The sequence below is a fragment of the Marinovum sp. J2-8 genome, from assembly GCF_055808435.1.
On sequence record NZ_JBVVRZ010000013.1, the window covers coordinates 1 to 18174 of the forward strand.

Consider the following 18174-nt stretch of genomic DNA (forward strand, 5'->3'; position numbering starts at 1 on the left):
ATCGGCGTTTCATTGTCGGTTTCGCGGAATTTTGTCGCCAGTTCCAAAGTGCGGTCCAGGGTCATGCCGCTTTCCAGCGCCCGTTGCCCGGCCAGCTGGATCGTCGGGCCATCCGCCATCGGATCGGTAAATGGCAAGCCAAGTTCGATCACATCCACGCCTGCACCGGGCAGGCCGCGCACCAGCTCAAGCGAGCTGTCGAAATCTGGATCACCCGCCATGACATAAGCGACAAAGGCCTTACGGTTCTGTGCTTTGAGCGCGGCGAATTTGGCGTCGATACGGGTCATGCGGCTGTCCTTCGGATATCTTTCCCTTCATGTGCCGAATTTGTGCGGTCTTGGCAATGGGGCAGGGGCGTCTCTGGCCCTTGTAGGGCGTCCTTGCGGCGAGGCCCGAAAGGATGTGACATGTGGCGACGACTTGCGCTTGTCTTCCGGCCCAAATAGAAGCGCCGGGTGAAATTGCCTGCAAAACACGCGGAACATGCACCCGCACTGTCAAAGGATCATCGGTCATGGGCTTCAAGATGGGGATTGTCGGTCTGCCAAATGTCGGCAAATCGACGCTTTTCAACGCGCTGACGCGCACCGCAGCGGCGCAGGCGGCGAATTTTCCATTCTGCACCATTGAACCCAATGTGGGTGAGGTCGCGGTGCCCGATCCGCGGCTCGACAAATTGGCGGCGATCGCCACGTCGAAACAGATCATTCCGGCGCGGATGACCTTTGTTGATATTGCCGGGCTGGTCAAAGGTGCGTCCAAGGGCGAGGGCCTCGGCAATCAGTTCCTTGCCAATATCCGCGAAGTGGATGCCATTGCCCATGTGCTGCGCTGTTTCGAAGACGGCGATGTCACCCATGTCGAAGGCCGGGTCGACCCCGTGGCCGATGCCGAGGTGATTGAAACGGAACTGATGCTGGCCGACATGGAAAGCATTGAAAAGCGGCGCGCTGGATTGGTGCGCAAGCTGAAAGGCAACGACAAGGAGGCCATCCAGCAGGATCGCCTGCTGGCGGCAGCCCAGGAGATGCTGGATCAGGGCAAACCCGCGCGTCAGGCCGACGTCGACGAAGAGGACGTCAAAGCCTGGAAAGGCCTGCAACTGCTGACCTCGAAAAAGATCCTTTACGTCTGTAATGTCGATGAGGCGAGCGCCGCCGAAGGCAATGAATTTTCGGCCCGTGTCGCCGAAATGGCCGCGGCCGAGGGCGCAGGATCCGTGGTGATTTCCGCGCAGATCGAAGAGGAAATCAGCCAGCTCGACGATGATGAGGCCGCGATGTTCCTGGACGAGATGGGCCTGGATGAGGCCGGTCTTTCCCGTTTGATCCGTGCAGGTTACGACCTCTTGCATCTGGAAACCTATTTCACCGTCGGTCCCAAAGAGGCCCGCGCCTGGACAATCCGCGAAGGCACCAGCGCCCCGAAAGCCGCCGGCGTGATCCATGGCGATTTCGAAAAAGGGTTCATTCGCGCAGAGACCATCGCCTATGACGATTATGTCGCCTGTGGCGGTGAAAACGGCGCCAAGGAAGCGGGCAAAATGCGCGCTGAAGGCAAATCCTATATCGTCAAGGATGGCGACGTAATGCACTTCCTGTTCAACACCTGAGGTCTGCAAGGCCATAGCGTCATGCGTGGGCCCCGGTCCGCATGGCGATGATCACCTGTTCCGCTTCACGCGGAACAGGTGCGGCTTGGCCTGTCACACTGGTCTGATTGTGTTTGGTTTGCTTGTGTTTGGTCTGATCATGTTTGGCCTGATCAAGTCTGGCCTGATCCGTAATGGCCAGACCTGATACGACCCGGCGAAGAACCGATTGGATATCCGCCGGGGTTCGTGTGTCAGGGGGCGGCGCTGTCCGCTCCGCTGCGACGTGCTCTGCGCCATAGCGCCAGCAGAAGCGGCGTCATCCACAGCAGGATCGTAACGACCCCCAAAGTCGCGGCAATCGGACGCGAGAAGAACCCCATCAGTTCGCCATCTGCCTTGATCATCGACGACATGAAGTTGTCTTCGACCATGCCACCCAGAACGATGCCCAGAATGGCCGGGGCGACCGGAAAGCCGTTTTCTTCCATGATGTAGGCAAGAATGCCCAATGCCAGCATCAGCGTGACGCCGAACACCGTGTTGTTGATGGCAAAGGCGCCGACCACACAGAACATCAGGATGATCGGCATCAGGATGCGCTGCGGCACCCGCAGGACCTGGCGCGACATTCGGATTGCTGCAAAGCCCAGCGGCAGCAAGGCAAGGTTGGCCAGAAAGAAGGCCATGAAGACGGCATAGATCAACTCGGGGCTCTGAATGAACACCATTGGACCCGGGTTCATGCCCTTCATATAGAGCACACCGATGACAACGGCGGTGATCGAATCCCCCGGAATGCCAAAGACGATGGCCGGAACCCAGGCGCCGGCGATGCTGGCGTTGTTGGCAGCACCTGCGGCGACAAGCCCCTCTGGGTGGCCGGTCCCGAATTTTTCCGGCGTTTTCGAGCGTTTCTTGGCCAGCGCATAGCTGATCCAGGCCGCGATATCGGCACCCGCACCCGGCAGGATGCCGATGATTGCGCCCAGACCGCTGCCTTGGACGATATTCATTTTGTATTTGCGCAGGATCGGTCCAAGACCGCGGAAAACCGGGCTGGGCGGATGATTTGGCACTGTCAGCGGCTTATGGGTCGAAGCCACATAGCGCAGCACCTCGGAGATCGCGAACATGCCGATCATTGCCGGGATAAAGCTGATCCCGGCCATCAATTCGACGTTGCCGAAGGTGAACCGGGGATGCCCGGCCGTGCCGTCGATGCCGATTGTAGCGATGAACAGCCCAATCAACAGCGACACAAACCCCTTGATCGTCGACCCCGACGAAATGATGACGGCACAGGACAGCCCAAGGCAGGCCAGCCAGAAATATTCAAAGGACGAGAATTTGATGGCAAATTTGGCCAGAAACGGCGCGCTGAACGACAGAACCACCGCGCCGACCAGCCCGCCAATCACCGAGGTCACAAGCCCGATGCCAAGCGCCCGCTCGGCCAGCCCCTTTCGGGTCATGGCATAGGTTTCGTCGCAATAGGCCGCCGAGGCCGGTGTGCCGGGAATGCGCAGCAGGGCGCCCGGAATGTCGCCGGCAAAGATCGCGGTGGCAACGGCGGTGACAATCACCGAGATGGCCGGCACCGGATCCATGAAAAAGGTGAAGGGGATCAGCAGCGCCGTGGCCATCGTGGCCGTCAGCCCCGGCATCGAGCCGACAAACAGGCCGAACATCGCCGCCAGCAGCATAACCCCCAGTGTATAGGGCTGAGTAACCAGACCAAAAGCCTGTACAAGGACGTCCCAGGTCATGTTTTTACCACGCTATGGCTTGCAGAATGCCCCAGGGCAACGGCACCAGGAGGATTTTTGCGAAAACGGTGTGAATGATCATCGTGACGAGCACGGCGATCCCGATGCTGGGGACAAGTGCGGTGCCCAGACGTGACAGCAACAAGGTCATGAGGAGCGTCGAGGTCACGACAAATCCAAGGCTGCCCGAAAACAGGATATAAAACACCATGCTGCCGATCATCAGCCCAAGATTGACAACGGTGCGGCGGTCTTTGGACCAATCGCCCAATGTCAGCAACGGCACCGTCCGGCGTGTCGCAACGCCCTGAAAGACCAGCAGGCCGCCGCAGATGATCAGCCCGCCGCCGATCAGGATCGGGAACAGGTCAGGGCCAAAGTTCTGTCCGTGTAGCTGGGGGAAGGTCTGGGTATAGAGGATCTCGGCTATCGCAAAAAGGATAAGGAAACAGCCCGGAACAGCGTCATTGAAGCGCATTTTGACCTCGCAAAAATTGTTGCAGAGCGAAATTGGGCGGCCTGCCGCCGCCCAATCCCAGTCGCATGGCTTTTCGCTAGTGTTGGTCTATTTTGCCAAGCCGACCGCAGTCATGACCGCGCCCAGCGACGCGTCGGACGATTTCATCCATCCGGCAAAGTCGTCACCCGATTTCCAGGTCAGACCAAAGCCGCGTCCGTTCATGAATTCCTGGAATTCATCAGAATTCCAGACGTTTTCCAGGGCAACGGTCAGTTTCTGGGTTGCCTCATCCGGCATGCCGGCGGGGCCAACGATGCCGCGCCAAGCGGCCAATTGCCAATCGGAACCGGTTGTCTCCTTCAGCGTCGGGACATCGGCAAAGGCGCCGATGCGTTCGCTTGCCATGACATTCAGCGCCTTGGCCTGACCTGCGGCGATCATTGCCGCGCCTTCGACGATCGAACTGGTCACGATGTCAACGCCGCCCGCAGCCAGCTCTTGCAGTCCTGCCGCTGAACCTTTGGAGGGGACCCATGGCACCGCATCGGGGCTGATGCCTGCGTCGTTCAGCATGCCCGCCAATGCCAGATGCCAAATGCCGCCCTGTCCGGTGCCCGAGCCCTTGTATTTTCCCGGTTCCGCCGTGACCGCAGCAAGCACGTCGCTGGCGCTGGTCCAATCGCTGTCGGCACGCACGATCACGCCCGCAGCGTCGGCATTGTAAAGGGCGATCGGGGTATAGGCGGTCCATGTCAGATCGGTCAGACCGGCCCAATGCATCATGCCGATTTCAACCGTGGCGACGCCGATTGTGTAGCCGTCCGGCTCGGCAGTGGCGATTGCGGTGTGCCCGACAACGCCGCTGCCGCCGTCGCGGTTGACCACAACCACGGGCTGACCCAGTTCCGCCTGCAACAGCGTGCCGATCATCCGTCCGGTGGCATCGGTGCCCCCGCCGGCCCCCCAAGGCACGATCAGCGTGATCGGGCGCTCTGGATATTCGGCCAGTGCCGGGGTGGCCGTCATGGCTGTCATCGCTCCGGCGACGGCAAGGGCACCAAGCGCTGCAAAATTTCGGCGGTTCATCATTTTTATTCCTCCCATTTTGCCCGCATCACCCCCAAAAGCCGGACAATCCGGAGTTGCGGGTCACAGGCAATTTCAAGAAATAGATACTATGAATCTTTGTGGGTCAACAAATTCTTCGCACCTGTTGGCGGTGGCGTTTTTTGCCTGTTTTCTTCACGTTTTTCGACGAATGCCTGTTGGATGTGCAGCGGTGGCTGTGGCCACACCAGCGGCGATATCGCGAGGGCGTTCGTGAGGGATTGTTGCATTATATTCAGTGGTGCGCGACGGCCCAGCAGGAGGATTGGATCACGCAGCGCTTTCGAACAGCCCGCGTATGAATTCGATCTCGCGCTTGACGCTTGGCAGCTTGTGATTGATCTCACGAATGGCGCGTCGATCACTGTGCGCCTCGTCCGTCACAATTGTAACAGGCCGGTTCAGACGCACATGCGCGATGGCCTTGTTGAGAAGGGCCCTTGCAGCCCTCGCATCGCGTCGCGCGGTGTGGCGGAAATCAATCATCTGGCCGGTGGCATCGATGGCCCGCCAGAGATCATGCCACTTACCAGCGACACCGATGTAGGTCTTGTCGGCATACCAGTCGAAACTCGCACGGTGCAGGTGTTTCACGGTGCGCTTAGCCAAATCGGGACCGAACTTCTGAACCCAGTGTTAGATAGGCGATCGGTCCACGGTGACATCACGCTCTGACAGAAGGTCCACGACATCCTGGTTGGACCGTGGATACCGTAGATACCTGCGAACAGCGCAAAGGGTGATCTCGCGCGGAAAGCGGTGATGCTTGATGGGTGAAGGCCGCCGCATGTCTAACCTCAAAGCCGCCAAACGACACGATTAACGCAACAGCCCCGTAAAAAGGGACCAGATTGTTGCAAATGAATCCGATGGTTTCACTTAAACCCAAAACAAAGCGTCGATTGTTTCTGAAGTTCGTGGGCCTCATACTCTCATGACTTGTTAGGCATTTATGAAAGGATATAGTCGACCGATTCCAATGTTGACTGATCAACGCCCAAAAACTGAATCCTGACTCCTTGGTCTTCAAAAATAATATCCGGCCCTTCGACCGTCAATCGAGAAAGAATGTCGGCGTCTGAATTGTAGCCAAAGCCACTGAATTCAAGAGTATCCCAAGTATCTACTTGCAGCACGACATCTGAGCCGCGATCCTTTGCGTCGAAAACAAACATGTCAGCGGAATACCCTGTCCACAGAATATCATTGCCCGCACCGCCATCTAACACATCGCCTTCAAGTGAACGTATGTAGGTTTCAAATGCATCTTGTGATTTTTGGATAAATTCCGAGCTTTGCGCGAACCCCCGCACTACCGCTTCGCGGCTTCCTCCCTCATCAATGGCGCGTGTCCAGTTCGTTAGGCCAGCCAGGTCAGGCTCACGATCTAAGACGTTTTGATAAAGTAGGCGAACAAATTCTTCACTATCGAGCGCACCGTAGATGTTCTGAAATTCGGTCGAATTTGTGAAGCCTTCTGCAATCGTTGTATAAGCCTGACCATCCATCAATCTTGATGTCCACGCCTCCAACCCCTTTTGGTCTGGTGTGCGATCTAGAGTTGCCTGATAAAGGCGGAAGATATCGTCAAGATAGTCACCTTGTTTCCACCCGAAAAACGCGTTTGCATAAGCGGTTGACTCGGCTTCGGTTATTGTTTTGAACTCTGGGCTCTGCGCAAATCCGATCACGATTTGCTCGCGGCTTGATCCTTCTGATATGCGCGTGACCCAAGCGTTCAAACCCGCGGTATCCGGTTCTCTATCAAGTACATTGTTATAGAGAAGTGTAACAAATTCGGTGTTGTTTAAAGCACCGTAGACATTTTTGAATTCTTTGGAGGCAACAAATCCATGTACAATCTCTTGAAAGGTGAGCGCGCCAGAGTCGAGCCGGTTCGTCCAATTGACAAAACCTCCGGTATCGGGAGTGCGACCCAGGGTTGCTTGGTAAATACGATAGATTTTCGCGGCTGTGGTATCTATTGCATCGACGAATGATCCGACCAATATGTCATTCCCGTCGCCGCTGGCCAGCACATTTGAAAACTGATCGCCCGAAATGGTGTCATCGCCCACCGATCCAATTACATTCTCAAACTCAGATATTTGCTGGTCGAGCAATCGGACGCTGACGTTTGGGTCAAAATACTCAGAATAAAACCCGACGTGCCCGTTGAAGTGAAAATCTCGGCTGTACTCATATTGCTCTGGCGTTTGCGCGATTCCCGTGACCAGATTTATGGACAAACTATACAGCGTGTCCTGCCCATTCGGGTAAGCAAGGCCGCTGTAATCCAAAGTATCAATGCCCCCGCCGCCAACAAGCGTATCTGCCCCGGCTGAGAGGAAAGCAAGCGTTTCATCCTCTTGCGATCCTATAATCTGCGCTTCCGCGCGACCCGAGGCAAAATCCGTAGCGATGCGATTGTCTGCCCCAATGACTAGCGTGGTTATTGCAGCGTTGCCCGTGATGGTCGGGTCTGTGCCTGCGGCATAGCCAAAGCTCGAAAACTGGCTGGTCGCAAGGTTGATATTGATCGCGCTGGTTATTCCCAATGGAATGCTTAGCTCTGGCGAGTTACCTTGGACATGAATGGTGTCGTTTGAAAGATCACCCGTTAAGGCGATGCGACCGTCTCCCATATTATTGAACGAATAAACTGCGCCAGAATACGCGTCGTCAATGAAGCCGAGTGTGCCGTTTCCCGCTGTTAAGTGGGTAATATTGTCAAACTCGACAACTTGGGTTTGCCCGACAAAACCCGCCCCAGTACTGCCATCAAAGGAAATATCTTCATTATTTCCAGCGAACGACAATAAGATCTGTCCATCCCGGCCGAGGCCGGCGAGGTCAATTGATTTTATTGGGCCAGAGTGAGTTCCAGTCCCCTAGGCGGATGTCGCCGCCACCTGATCCCAATTCGATCCTGTCCGCACCCTTGGACAAGATCAAATCAATACGTCCATCACCCGTCAAAATGGTGTCGTCACCATCTCCAGTCGTAAACTCGATAAGCGTTTCGGCCCCGCGGAGGTCAAAAAGATCACCAAGTTCTGTACCATGTATCGAAACATTGCCACTAAACTGGTCGACATCCCCATATGTGTCGGAAACAGTACGCGTGCTGAAATCGACCGCGATCCCAATGGAATTTGGATTAAATGCAGATTCCCGATCATAACGCAGTGTCGCAGAGGCGTTTGACCCAAGGCTAAAGACATCATCGCCTCCATGCCCCACCAAAAATTTGTCCTGCACATTTGGTTCAAGTTCAAAAAGGTCCGCCTCTAGGCTTCCCTCAAGTGTGCGAACGGGCGTAAAAACGTCATCCACACGGCCATCATCGCTTTGAACTGTGCCAACAAATTCGCGGAAGTCGTCATTAAAATACTGCGTATAATCGGTATTCGGACTGACGCGCAGTGTTAATCCGCCGGTTTCGGGCAGATCCCGGTATGAGAGGATTGCAGAAGCATAGTGATTGTATTCGCCCGAATGGTTGGTGAATGTTGTCCCTTGGGTTCCGAAGATTGTATCGTGACCCAATCCCGGTAAAATAAGGTCTTCTTCGTCCTCATAAATGTATTGAAAGTCATAAGTTCCGAGAACCAGAGCCGTGACGCTGATCGTGTCATCTCCCGGGCCACCGACAAGCGTATCTTCGTTCCATCCCCCGGAAATATTATCGTCGCCCAGGCCGCCAAAAATCGCATCTTGGTGACCTCCACCGGTGATGGTGTCATTTCCGGTCCCGCCTTGGATGTTGTCAGCCGCAGACGTTCCCGTGATGCTATCGTCACCGGAAATATTCTCGGGTTCCGGTGTTCCGGGCGGCACGGCAGGCGGATTTGCATAATTAGTACTGGGTGTAGCCAGCCCAAGAATGCCCTCGGCATGCGCCCAATTATAAAATTCAGCTACATCATCAAGGTTTGCGACGCTTTCCAGCGCGAACAGGTCAGTGGCATTTGCGCCATAAAGGCTTTTTGCATTGCCCCAAGGATTGTATGTGTCGCCGTCAACCGAGGCAGCGTATTGCGCCTCCATCAGGAACCCGTCCACGGCGGCGTAGTAATGCGCTGCCGTTTCGCTATCCGTCAAATTCGCATGGTCCACGATATCGAGGCCCGAATTGATCAAAAGATAAGCGTTGCTGTCCACTGCTTTGATTGCATCACTCAGTTCGGTGACAAAAGTCATCATTTCTGATGCGTATTGCGCCAGCGTCGTTCGATCGATAACCGGGTAGCCAAATTGGTCGAATTCGGCTGGTTGGCCATTCGGGTCTTTGAAAAAATGGTTGGTCATATAGCGCCCGACGTCGTCGAGGAAGATACCGCTGTAGCCTTGTTTGACCAGATAGACCGCCTCCTTGATCACACGGGCCTGCCAATCCGCGTCACTCCAATCCACGATGAACCCAAACGTGCCGTCGCCATTATCCTCTGGCCCGGTCGCCATGCCGCGATTGTTTTCCAACCAATCCGGAACGCGTGGATCTGGCCTGTTCCACGAGGGCGTGCCGGTATCAAGATCCGCTGCATCGGCCGCTGGCGGTGTCAACCATTCAAGCGAGTTGTCGGGCCAATAGGCGCGATTGTGGTCGGTCACGGATGCATTCAAGTATGCCAGCGTCAAGCGACCGTCTTCTTGTGGGGGGAGCTGTGCGACAAAACCAGGGGTTGGCAGCAGAGTGTCCGGGTCGTGCCCCACGTAACCGCTTTCGACGACAACAAGATCAAAAGGCGTGGCGGCAATGGCGGAAATATCCATGCCATCCAATTGAACAGAAAAATTGGTGATTGGTGTCATAATCTTTACATTCTAAAGAAGGGAATTTGCAGTTTTTGGCCTCATTGCGCGCAGGATACCTTGTTTCCTATGCTTGTGCCGACGTCTTTTAACTATAGAGGCGGACCAATTTTGCGGGGTGAGGTTTCAGATCTTCAATCAACGGCTGTTTTGGTCAGTCAGCCTCAGGTTATTCGATCTCGTTGCCAATCCTTATTTTCCGCCCCCCAAAAAACACCCCCCAACTGCGCTGCCATGAAACGTTTCGCAATCCCGCTCATATCGACTTAACATCGCATCCGAAGCACGTCCCGTTTACGCTCTCACCTTAAAGGTTGAATACCTGCTTTGATTGCACTGGTGGCAAGGCCTGCATGGAGATTGTGGCCACTTTTGCCCTTGGGGTCAACCAAGGCCCAGCGAACCCGGTCGCGCAAGATGGTGGATACGGCATCGCCGCGCAGTCGGACGGGCGAAACGTAGCCGTGACGATCAATCGGGCGAAACAGGGGACCGGTGCCATCCGCGAAAACCTCACGCCATGCCGTCAGTGCTGTAACGGGGCAATGACGGGCCCTCCCCAACGGGATACCGATTTTGCGGGCTTGTCCGGTCAGGTCGATCTTGAACGCAGTAGGGTCAGGATCCGTCTCGACCAGTTCCGAACAGCGAAAGCTCGCGGCCTATTCGGTCAACAACAACGCGCGGTCGCGGTGGTCGCGTAACGTGTTGCCCATTACGTCGAGTACCAGAAACAGATCTTCGCGCAGCACTGTTGAAGTGTGAGCTATGAACCGCCCCGGGTTTGCCGGAGGCCTTTAGCTTCATTTCACGCGCCCATATCGAGCATTTCGCGCTGTGCATAGAAGTTCGCTTCGGCCTCGGCTGGTGGGATATTTTCGATAGGCCCGAGCAGGCGCGTGTTGTTGAACTGATCGACCTAGCCGAGGGTGGCAATTTCCAGATCCTGCATGTTGTGCCACGATCCCTGGCGGTGGATCAGCTCGGTATTGTAGAGGCCGTTTATCGTTTCGGCGAGGGCGTTGTCATACGAGTTACCAACGCTGCCGACCGACGGTTCGATGCCAGCCTCAGCCAAACGCCCGGTGTCGCGAATTGACACATAGTGCCCGTCCCGCTGCCTGACAGTGGTTTGCAAAGCAAACCATGAGAAGGGCGGTCCGAATGATGGATCAATCCGGCTTTCTGTACGGGCCGTCGATCATGCAGGGCCTGTTCCAGAGCATCGAGGACAAAGTCTGTTTTTGCAGATCGCTAGACCCGCCAGCCGACGATGCGATCTGCGAGCGTGTCGATGTAAAAGCCACGTAATCAATGCCCTGCCAGGTTGAGACATAGGTAAAGTCGCTCAGACCACCGCGTCAATGTCAGGCAAGCGAAGGCCAAACTGGTCTTCGATGACCTCGAAGCATGGCTGCACGCCCAACTTCCCAGTATCTCGGGCAAATCGCCGTTGGCGGCTGCAATCCGCTATGCCTTGACGCGCATGACGCGGCTCAGGCAGTACCTCGACCATGGCATCCTGGAGCTGGATAACAACACAGCCGAACGGGCCATGCGGTCAGTTGCCGTCAGTCGCAAAAACTACCTGTTTGTAGGATCGCAAACCGGTGGTCGCGCGGCTGCGATCGCGTACACCTTGATCGAAACCGCCAAATTGAATGACATCGGCCCGCAAGCATAGCTCGCCTACACGCTCGCCCGCATCCCCGACTACAAGATCAACCGCGTCGATGATCTGCTGCCTTGGAAAACCGCTCCATAGGGCGGTCAGGCCGCACGCTTGCCTATGGCGACACGAAGCGCGGCTTCCTTTCGGTTAACAGTTCGTAAGGACGTCGAAATCTCAGCCCGCCCTATCGATTTCACGAGGTGGCGCGGCACAACCATGCAAAAAATTATAGGTCGTACCTCGAAGCACGAGATGCGGAGTAATGCCCATCCTTGGCGTTCCCACTGTAACGGGTGTCTGTAGCGGGGGCTGGGTTTGTCAGTAACGCTCTTGGAAAAACGGTTTATGACTAGTGATTTACAGGTCAAGTGGCGGAGACGAAGGGATTCGAACCCTCGAGACGGTTTCCCGCCTACTCCCTTAGCAGGGGAGCGCCTTCGACCACTCGGCCACGTCTCCACCGACGCGTATAGCCAAGGAAACATAGGGGGTACAAGGCGAAAATTCCCGTTTTTGAAATTTTCCTATTTGGACATCACAGGCGTCAAAATGGCTCTCAGTGGCACTGAATGGCGCGGGATTTAGGGAATATTTGGTCAATTTCCCTGACAGGTAAAGCGCCTTGAACTGCGTCAAGGTGAATGTGCGTAGGCATTCGCGGCGCGCGAGGGTAAGGGATCAAAAGGCGTTTCGGTCTACGCAGGCGCGAACCGGTCTTCTTTTTACAGGGCGGGTTGGTCATGAAATCCGTGTACAACGATCCGGGTTCAGCGAGCACAGAGGAGCTGGTCGAATAATGGAGGATGCCGTCTGTCAGGGCCGCGTGTAAGATCGCAGTTTTGTTCAACACCCCCGCGCCACGGCATGACATATCAAAACCCCAAAAGACCCAGTCGCATCCATTATGCGGAATGATGCCGCAATCTTTTGTTCGGTCATCTCAATCGTCGCGCAGGGTCGGTTATGATTTTCAGGAAGGACGCCCGAGTGCGGATCAGGTGCTGGATCTGAACTTTGGCCATCGCCGCGTCGGGCGGCTGATGGCGGAAACCGGTATCGGTGTTGAGCGGAGGAAGTCTTACAAGGTGACAACCAACAGCATCCCGGCCTTCCACATCGCGCCGAACCTGTTGGAGCGGCGCTTCGCGGCCCTCGACAATCGCCCCCGGACGACGCAGTCTTTGTCACAGAAAATCCCGTAAGGCGGCATGAACCCAACCACATTCCATCTTGGCCAAGCCGCAATCCTGTCCTGAAACCTGAGCGATTTCATCCGAGAGGCGCGCGTAAGGGATGCAGGGCTTGTCGATAACGGCTTTCGGCAACAAGTATGCTCATTGTCCCTGTTGGCGGCCGTCTAAATTGGTGTATCATCCGACAAACACACAATATTGCAGGAGTTTCCGGCGTGTCAAAGGCGGGCAAAGACAATGCGGTCCCGGAAAAGATCACCCGACGCAAATTGTCGGACCAGGTTCTGGATCGTTTGCGCGATATGATCACCAGCAACGAATTGATGCCGGGCGATGCCATGCCATCGGAACGAGCTTTGATGGAACGGTTCGGCGTGGGGCGTCCCGCGGTGCGCGAGGCGCTGCAATCGTTGCACAATAGCGGGCTGATCACCATCAGCCACGGCGAACGGTCGCGGGTGAACGAGATTGATGCCGGCACGGTGCTGAGCCAATCTGACGACATCGCGCGATTGGTTCTGTCTGCCGCGCCGGGAAATCTGGATCACCTGAAAGAGGCGCGTCGCATGTTCGAATTGGGCATGGTGCGCAATGCGGCGGCGCGGGCCTCGGCCAAGGATGTGGCGGATCTGCGCGCCTTGATCGAATTGCAGCGCAGCTTTCTGAAAAACGACATGGCGGCCTTTGTGCAGACCGATGTGCGGTTTCACGCGCGGATTGCGGCGATTTCCGACAATCCGATTGTTCTGTCGGTGTCCAATGCGATGTTGGGCTGGCTGTTTGAATACCACGACGGCGTCCTGCATTGGCAGGGCAATGAAAAGGTCACCCTGGACGAACACAGCAAGGTCACCGACTGTATCGAAGCCCACGATGTGGACGGCGCGGTTGCGATCATGGGGCAGCACCTCGATCGCTCCAGCGCGGCGTTCCGGCGCAGCGGCTAGGCGTCGTTCAATCGTCGCTGCAGGGCATCCCGGCCACGCCCCAGGCCAGCACGTCGTTGACATGTTCCTGAAGCGAATAGGGGGCCGGTTCGCGTCCGCCACCCGGTGACCAGGCCCAATGCAGGATCACATCATGATCCAGATGCTCGGCAATCTCGCGATAGCTGCGGTCACCGTTCAGATCGCGGTCGCGCAGCTGGTGACAGATGTCTTCGGAGGATTTGCCAAACCAATGGGCCTCAACCGGCGGCAATTGCCAATCCGCAGTCACCTGTGGTGCCATATGCGGCGCGTCATTGGCGCGGGTGCCGGTTGTGGCGTGGCAGGTGCTACAGGCCAGAAATTCCGCGCCGATCCGGCTCTCGCCGCCATTGATGTTCATCCCATGTGGGCGGGGGCGGCCATAGCTGGGGCCGGACCACATCGGAATATTGTCCGGTCCGACATGGCAATTGGAACAGCGCGGGTGCGAGGTGACCTGATAAATCCGCGCCCAGGCCGCAAGACCGTCGGCGCGGCTGACAGAGGCGGGCGGCGTGATAGTGACGTTTTCGCCCTCGGCAAAGACGGGCAGGGCCAAAAGACCAGCGGCACAAAGGGCAAGATGTTTCATGGGCGCTCTCATGCGAAATCGACGAATTTGTTGAATGGCATTTCCCGCAGACGCGTGCCCGTGGCGGCAAAGATCGCCCCCGCCAGTGCCGCAGCGGCGGGCGGCACTGGCGGCTCGCCAATACCGCGGACCTGATCACCGTTTTCCAGACCGCGCACCATGATGTCCGGGCATTGATAGAGCCGCATGCCTTCATAGGCGTGGTAATTGCTTTGTTCGGCAATGCCGTCCGCATAAGTGATTTCACAGTTCATGGCATGACCAAGGGCAAAGATGACCCCACCCTGAACCAGATTTTCAAAGTTCACCGGATCGACCACGCGACCGACCTCGGCCGCGACCCAGACCTTGTCCAGCTTGAGGCCGGCCTCGGTTTGGCTGACCTCGATCACCTCGGCGCAGGGCACGCCGAAACTGGTGGTCAGCGCCACGCCACGCCCGCGCCCATTGCCAAGCGGACCGTCCCAGGACGACATGTCTGCCACTGCCTCCAGCACTTTTTGCGCCAGATCGTCATGCACCAGCCGTAACCGTTCTTCGAGCGGATCTGCCCCGGCGGCAAAAATCAATTCGTCCAGCGCGGCGTTCTGAAAGAACCCGGCATGGGATGCGCCCACCGACCGCCAGGACGAAATCGGTGCCAGTGGCGCGGCACGGTATCCGGTGACGCGATGGTGCGGGATGGCAAAAGGCGCGTTCCATGCGCCAGCGACAATCTGGCTGTCCGGGCCGGGCATCGAAATGCCCTGACGGCCCATTTGTGAAACGATGACAGAGGGACAGGCGATCGACAGATCCATCGCCTCGACCTGGCCATTTGTCACCTTGCCGCGCAGCCGGGCCATGGCGATCTGGCGGGGGAAGTCGTGGGTCATGTCTTCTTCGCGGGCATAGGTCAGCTTGATCGGAACGCCCTTCAACTGTACCGCGATTTCCGTGGCCTGTTTCACCACCTCATCTTCCAATCGGTGCCCGAAAGAGCCGCCCATCATCTGTACATGCAGGGTGACAGCGTCGGCCTCGATCCCGGCGATCCGGGCGACATTGGTTTGCACAAAGCGCGGGATCTGCGTGCCGGTCCAGACCTCTGCGGTGGTGTCATCGACGCGGACAATGGCGCTGATCGGTTCCAGCGGCGCATGTGCCAGATAGGGCGCGCGGTATTCGGCCTCGATGATCTTGCCACCCGACAGGGCGCTGTCGACATCGCCATCGTCGCGCTGGCGGCTGTCCTGCTGGTCGTCGGTAAACGCATCTGACAGCGCCTGCCAATGGCCCTCCATTGTGGCGGGCATGTTCGATGTGTCACCCCAGTCCGGCACAACCATCTGCGCCGCCTGAAAGGCGCGCCAGGTATTGTCGGCCACCACCGCAAAGCCGCCCGTCACCGGCAAAACCGCCTTTACGCCGCGCATCTTTTCGGCCTCGGTCGCATCAAAGCGGTTCAATGCGCCGCCCTGCGCCGGGTTCAACACGACCGTGGCCTGCAACATGCCGGGAACGTCCAGATCAATCCCATAGTCGAGCGTGCCGGTGCATTTGCCCAGCATGTCGATCCGCTGCATCGGTTTGCCGATATAGCGCCACTGTGCAGGGGCGCGCAGCGGCACATCCTGGACCACGTCCATCCCGGCCACAGCCCCGGCCAGATCGCCATAGGCAATGGCGCGCCCATCGGGCAGGATCACCGCGCCGTTTTCGGTTCTGATGTCACTGACCGCGACCCCGGTCTGATCCGCCGCCGCCAGTTTGAGCGTTTCGCGCGCCGAAGCAGCCGCTGCGCGCAGTTTGTCGAATTGATCGGCCACGGTGGTGGAGCCGCCGGTGATCTGCATGCCCATCACCTTCATCACCGCGCCAAGGCCGCCTTCGACCATGTCCCGCATCATGCCTTGGGCCGGAATGGTGAATTCCGCCGCTTCGGGGGCCAGCGCCGTGTTCCAATAGGCCGCGCTGGGCGGGCCGGGGTCGACACGCACCTCCGCCAGATCAAGGTCCAGCTCCTCGGCCAGCAAGACCGCCTGGACATGATAGGCGCCCTGGCCCTTGTCCGCGCGCGGGGTGATCAGCGTCACGCCGTCACCGTCAATCCGCACATAGGGCGTCAGCGCCGCTTGTCCCGGCTCCAGATCGCCCAGCAGCGGGTTTTCATGCGGGCGGCGCACGGTATAGACGCCAAAAGCCACACCGCCGGCAACCGCCGCAGTGCCAACCAGAAAAGCGCGGCGGGTCAAGGTCTTTAGACGGCCCATCTCATGCCTCTTTCATTTTTGCGGCGGCGGTATGGATCGCAGCCCGAATGCGGGGATAGGTGCCACACCGGCAAAGATTGCCGGACATCACGATGTCGATCACCTCGTCTGTCGGCTCTGAATCATTTTCCAGAAGGGCGGCGGCCTGCATGATCTGGCCGGACTGGCAATAGCCGCATTGCGCCACCTGATGCTCGACCCAGGCGGCCTGCACCGCATGCAGCGCGTTCGGCTGGCCCAGTCCGGTAATGGTCAGCACCTCTGCGCCCTCGGCATCCCCGGCTGCAATCTGACAGGACCGCACCGCCGCGCCATCCAGATGCACCGTGCACGCGCCGCATTGCGCAATGCCACAGCCGTATTTCACGCCGGTGAGTTTCAATTCATCACGCAGCACCCAAAGCAGCGGCATGTCGTCTTCGACATCCACTTCATGTGCCACACCATCTACCGTAAGCTTCATGCCCGACGCTGCCCCTTGGCTGAATTTCAATCATTCGCTAAGGGATAGATAGCAGGCAAAGCCGCGACGACGAGGGACCAATCGTGCCAATCGACAAACAAATCGTGCCAGGGACGGTTTGCAGTCTTTCCCCGCGCGGGCGGCGGTGCAATCCTTCTGGCCATGATGATGTCACCCCCAATTTCGCGCGCGCGGTATCAGGTTGGTCAAACCGTCCTGCGGCTGTGTCAGTATCTGGATCTGCCGCCAGAGCGGATTTGCCTGCGGGCGGGTCTGTCGCCCGATATGTTTTCCGGCGAAGACAGGGGCGCCACCATAGAGCAGGTGTTTGCGCTTTGGGCTGCGGTCGAGGTCGAGGTGGACAAACCCGACATGCCGCTGGATCTGGCGCGGTTCGCGGCGCGCATCGGGTTTGCGCGGCCTGTTTTGCCTTTGCCTGTAGTCCCGATGTCGGGACCGGGTTGGAACGGCTGGCCAAGTTCAAACCGCTGGTGGGGCCGGTGCTGTTGGACAGTGGCCAGGTGCCAGACGGGTTTGCGGTCACCCTGCGCTCGCCTGATCCCGATCTGCCGCATCCCCCCGCCATGGCGGCGTTCGAAATTGTCTATGTCATGGAGTTGCTGCGCAATCATACCGGCCAGGACATCGCCGCTCTGGCCGCGCGATTGCCGGCGGGGCATGGATTGCAAACCGCGCTGTCCGGGTATCTGGGATGCCCTGTGGATGCGGGACCATACGCGGAGCTGCTTTTGCCACCCGATGTGGCGGAGCTGGCGTTGTTGTCGCGTGATCCTGCGCTTTGGGCGGTGTTCGAGCCGGATTTGCGGCGGCAATTGGGGGATCTTGGCTCTGTTCAGACCCTGGACACCCGCGTGCGTCAGGTGCTTTTGGAACTGTTGCCCAGCGGCCAATCCAATGCCGATGTGGTCGCGACCCGGCTGAACCTGTCAAAACGCAGTTTGCATCGGCGGCTTTCCGAAATTGGCATTCCGTTTCAATCCATTCTGAACAACACGCGGCGGGAATTGGCCCTGCATTACCTGGCGCGGGTCGACATCAGTTTTGACGAAATTTCCTTTCTTCTGGGGTTTGCGGACCCGAATTCTTTCTTTCGGGCGTTTCGCGGCTGGACCGGTCAGACGCCGATGCAATGCCGCTTGGATTTGGTTGGTGCGCTCGGCGGGGCAGGGCGGTAAGGGCGGGCGCTCGGCGGGGCGGTCTGTAGGACGGTCGGGGGCGCGCTCGGCCTGATCGGATGGTTCCGGTTTGACCGTCTTGGGGTCTGTGGC

14 protein-coding genes, 1 tRNA gene and 3 pseudogenes are annotated in these 18174 nt (G+C 57.8%); 5 read left to right on the forward strand and 13 right to left on the reverse strand.

Features of this window, described 5'->3' with window-relative positions; translation table 11 throughout:
• Positions 1-290, reverse strand: a 290-nt coding sequence (locus tag AC0L4F_RS22200) for a tryptophan synthase subunit alpha (RefSeq protein ID WP_244691534.1), incomplete at its 3' end; no start/stop codon positions are given.
• 227 nt (positions 291-517) lie between these two features.
• On the opposite strand from AC0L4F_RS22200, the gene ychF reads away from it, so the two are divergent.
• Positions 518-1615: a redox-regulated ATPase YchF gene (gene ychF, locus AC0L4F_RS22205; RefSeq protein ID WP_244691535.1), complete on the forward strand. Its 1098-nt coding sequence runs from the start codon at positions 518-520 to the stop codon at positions 1613-1615.
• A 233-nt stretch (positions 1616-1848) separates the two neighbouring features.
• On the opposite strand, the gene AC0L4F_RS22210 is transcribed toward ychF, so the two are convergent.
• The 7 genes and pseudogenes from AC0L4F_RS22210 to AC0L4F_RS22240 form a co-directional block, all read right to left on the reverse strand.
• On the reverse strand, positions 1849-3363 hold the full coding sequence (locus AC0L4F_RS22210) for a tripartite tricarboxylate transporter permease (protein WP_244691536.1): 1515 nt from the start codon (positions 3361-3363) through the stop codon (positions 1849-1851).
• Positions 3364-3367: 4 nt separating this feature from the next.
• On the reverse strand, positions 3368-3841 hold the full coding sequence (locus tag AC0L4F_RS22215; RefSeq protein ID WP_244691537.1) for a tripartite tricarboxylate transporter TctB family protein: 474 nt from the start codon (positions 3839-3841) through the stop codon (positions 3368-3370).
• 87 nt (positions 3842-3928) lie between these two features.
• On the reverse strand, positions 3929-4909 hold the full coding sequence (locus AC0L4F_RS22220) for a tripartite tricarboxylate transporter substrate binding protein (protein ID WP_244691538.1): 981 nt from the start codon (positions 4907-4909) through the stop codon (positions 3929-3931).
• A gap of 351 nt (positions 4910-5260) precedes the next feature.
• Positions 5261-5719, reverse strand: a pseudogene (locus AC0L4F_RS22225) (IS6 family transposase); the annotation flags it as partial.
• A gap of 161 nt (positions 5720-5880) precedes the next feature.
• Positions 5881-7749, reverse strand: coding sequence for a DUF4214 domain-containing protein (locus AC0L4F_RS22230; RefSeq protein WP_244691540.1), 1869 nt, complete (start codon positions 7747-7749; stop codon positions 5881-5883).
• A 34-nt stretch (positions 7750-7783) separates the two neighbouring features.
• On the reverse strand, positions 7784-9745 hold the full coding sequence (locus AC0L4F_RS22235; protein ID WP_244691541.1) for a hypothetical protein: 1962 nt from the start codon (positions 9743-9745) through the stop codon (positions 7784-7786).
• An 808-nt stretch (positions 9746-10553) separates the two neighbouring features.
• Positions 10554-11097, reverse strand: a pseudogene (locus tag AC0L4F_RS22240) (DDE-type integrase/transposase/recombinase); the annotation flags it as partial.
• A gap of 5 nt (positions 11098-11102) precedes the next feature.
• On the opposite strand from AC0L4F_RS22240, the pseudogene AC0L4F_RS22245 reads away from it, so the two are divergent.
• A pseudogene (locus AC0L4F_RS22245) lies at positions 11103-11510 on the forward strand (IS66 family transposase); the annotation flags it as partial.
• Between the two features lie 5 nt (positions 11511-11515).
• Here the strand turns inward: AC0L4F_RS22245 and AC0L4F_RS22250 are convergent.
• Both AC0L4F_RS22250 and AC0L4F_RS22255 read right to left on the reverse strand, forming a co-directional pair.
• Positions 11516-11635: a DUF6538 domain-containing protein gene (locus AC0L4F_RS22250; protein WP_473447044.1), complete on the reverse strand. Its 120-nt coding sequence runs from the start codon at positions 11633-11635 to the stop codon at positions 11516-11518.
• Between the two features lie 151 nt (positions 11636-11786).
• Positions 11787-11876 (reverse strand) — tRNA-Ser (locus tag AC0L4F_RS22255).
• A gap of 539 nt (positions 11877-12415) precedes the next feature.
• Between AC0L4F_RS22255 and AC0L4F_RS22260 the strand changes: the two genes are divergently transcribed.
• Both AC0L4F_RS22260 and nanR read left to right on the forward strand, forming a co-directional pair.
• Entirely contained in the window at positions 12416-12619 is a 204-nt protein-coding gene (locus AC0L4F_RS22260; protein WP_473447047.1) for a hypothetical protein, read from the forward strand.
• Between the two features lie 206 nt (positions 12620-12825).
• Positions 12826-13557: a transcriptional regulator NanR gene (gene nanR, locus AC0L4F_RS22265; protein ID WP_244691542.1), complete on the forward strand. Its 732-nt coding sequence runs from the start codon at positions 12826-12828 to the stop codon at positions 13555-13557.
• A gap of 7 nt (positions 13558-13564) precedes the next feature.
• Here nanR and AC0L4F_RS22270 read toward each other — a convergent pair whose 3' ends face one another.
• The 3 genes from AC0L4F_RS22270 to AC0L4F_RS22280 are packed head-to-tail and all read right to left on the reverse strand — an operon-like array spanning position 13565 to position 16885.
• On the reverse strand, positions 13565-14170 hold the full coding sequence (locus tag AC0L4F_RS22270; protein ID WP_244691543.1) for a hypothetical protein: 606 nt from the start codon (positions 14168-14170) through the stop codon (positions 13565-13567).
• A gap of 8 nt (positions 14171-14178) precedes the next feature.
• Positions 14179-16422, reverse strand: a complete 2244-nt coding sequence (locus AC0L4F_RS22275) for a molybdopterin cofactor-binding domain-containing protein (protein WP_244691544.1) — start codon at positions 16420-16422, stop codon at positions 14179-14181.
• A 1-nt stretch (position 16423) separates the two neighbouring features.
• Positions 16424-16885 (reverse strand): (2Fe-2S)-binding protein, encoded by a 462-nt coding sequence (locus AC0L4F_RS22280; protein WP_244691545.1) that lies wholly within the window; start codon positions 16883-16885, stop codon positions 16424-16426.
• 335 nt (positions 16886-17220) lie between these two features.
• Between AC0L4F_RS22280 and AC0L4F_RS22285 the strand changes: the two genes are divergently transcribed.
• Positions 17221-18081: an AraC family transcriptional regulator gene (locus AC0L4F_RS22285; RefSeq protein ID WP_244691546.1), complete on the forward strand. Its 861-nt coding sequence runs from the start codon at positions 17221-17223 to the stop codon at positions 18079-18081.
• Positions 18082-18174 lie beyond the last annotated feature (93 nt).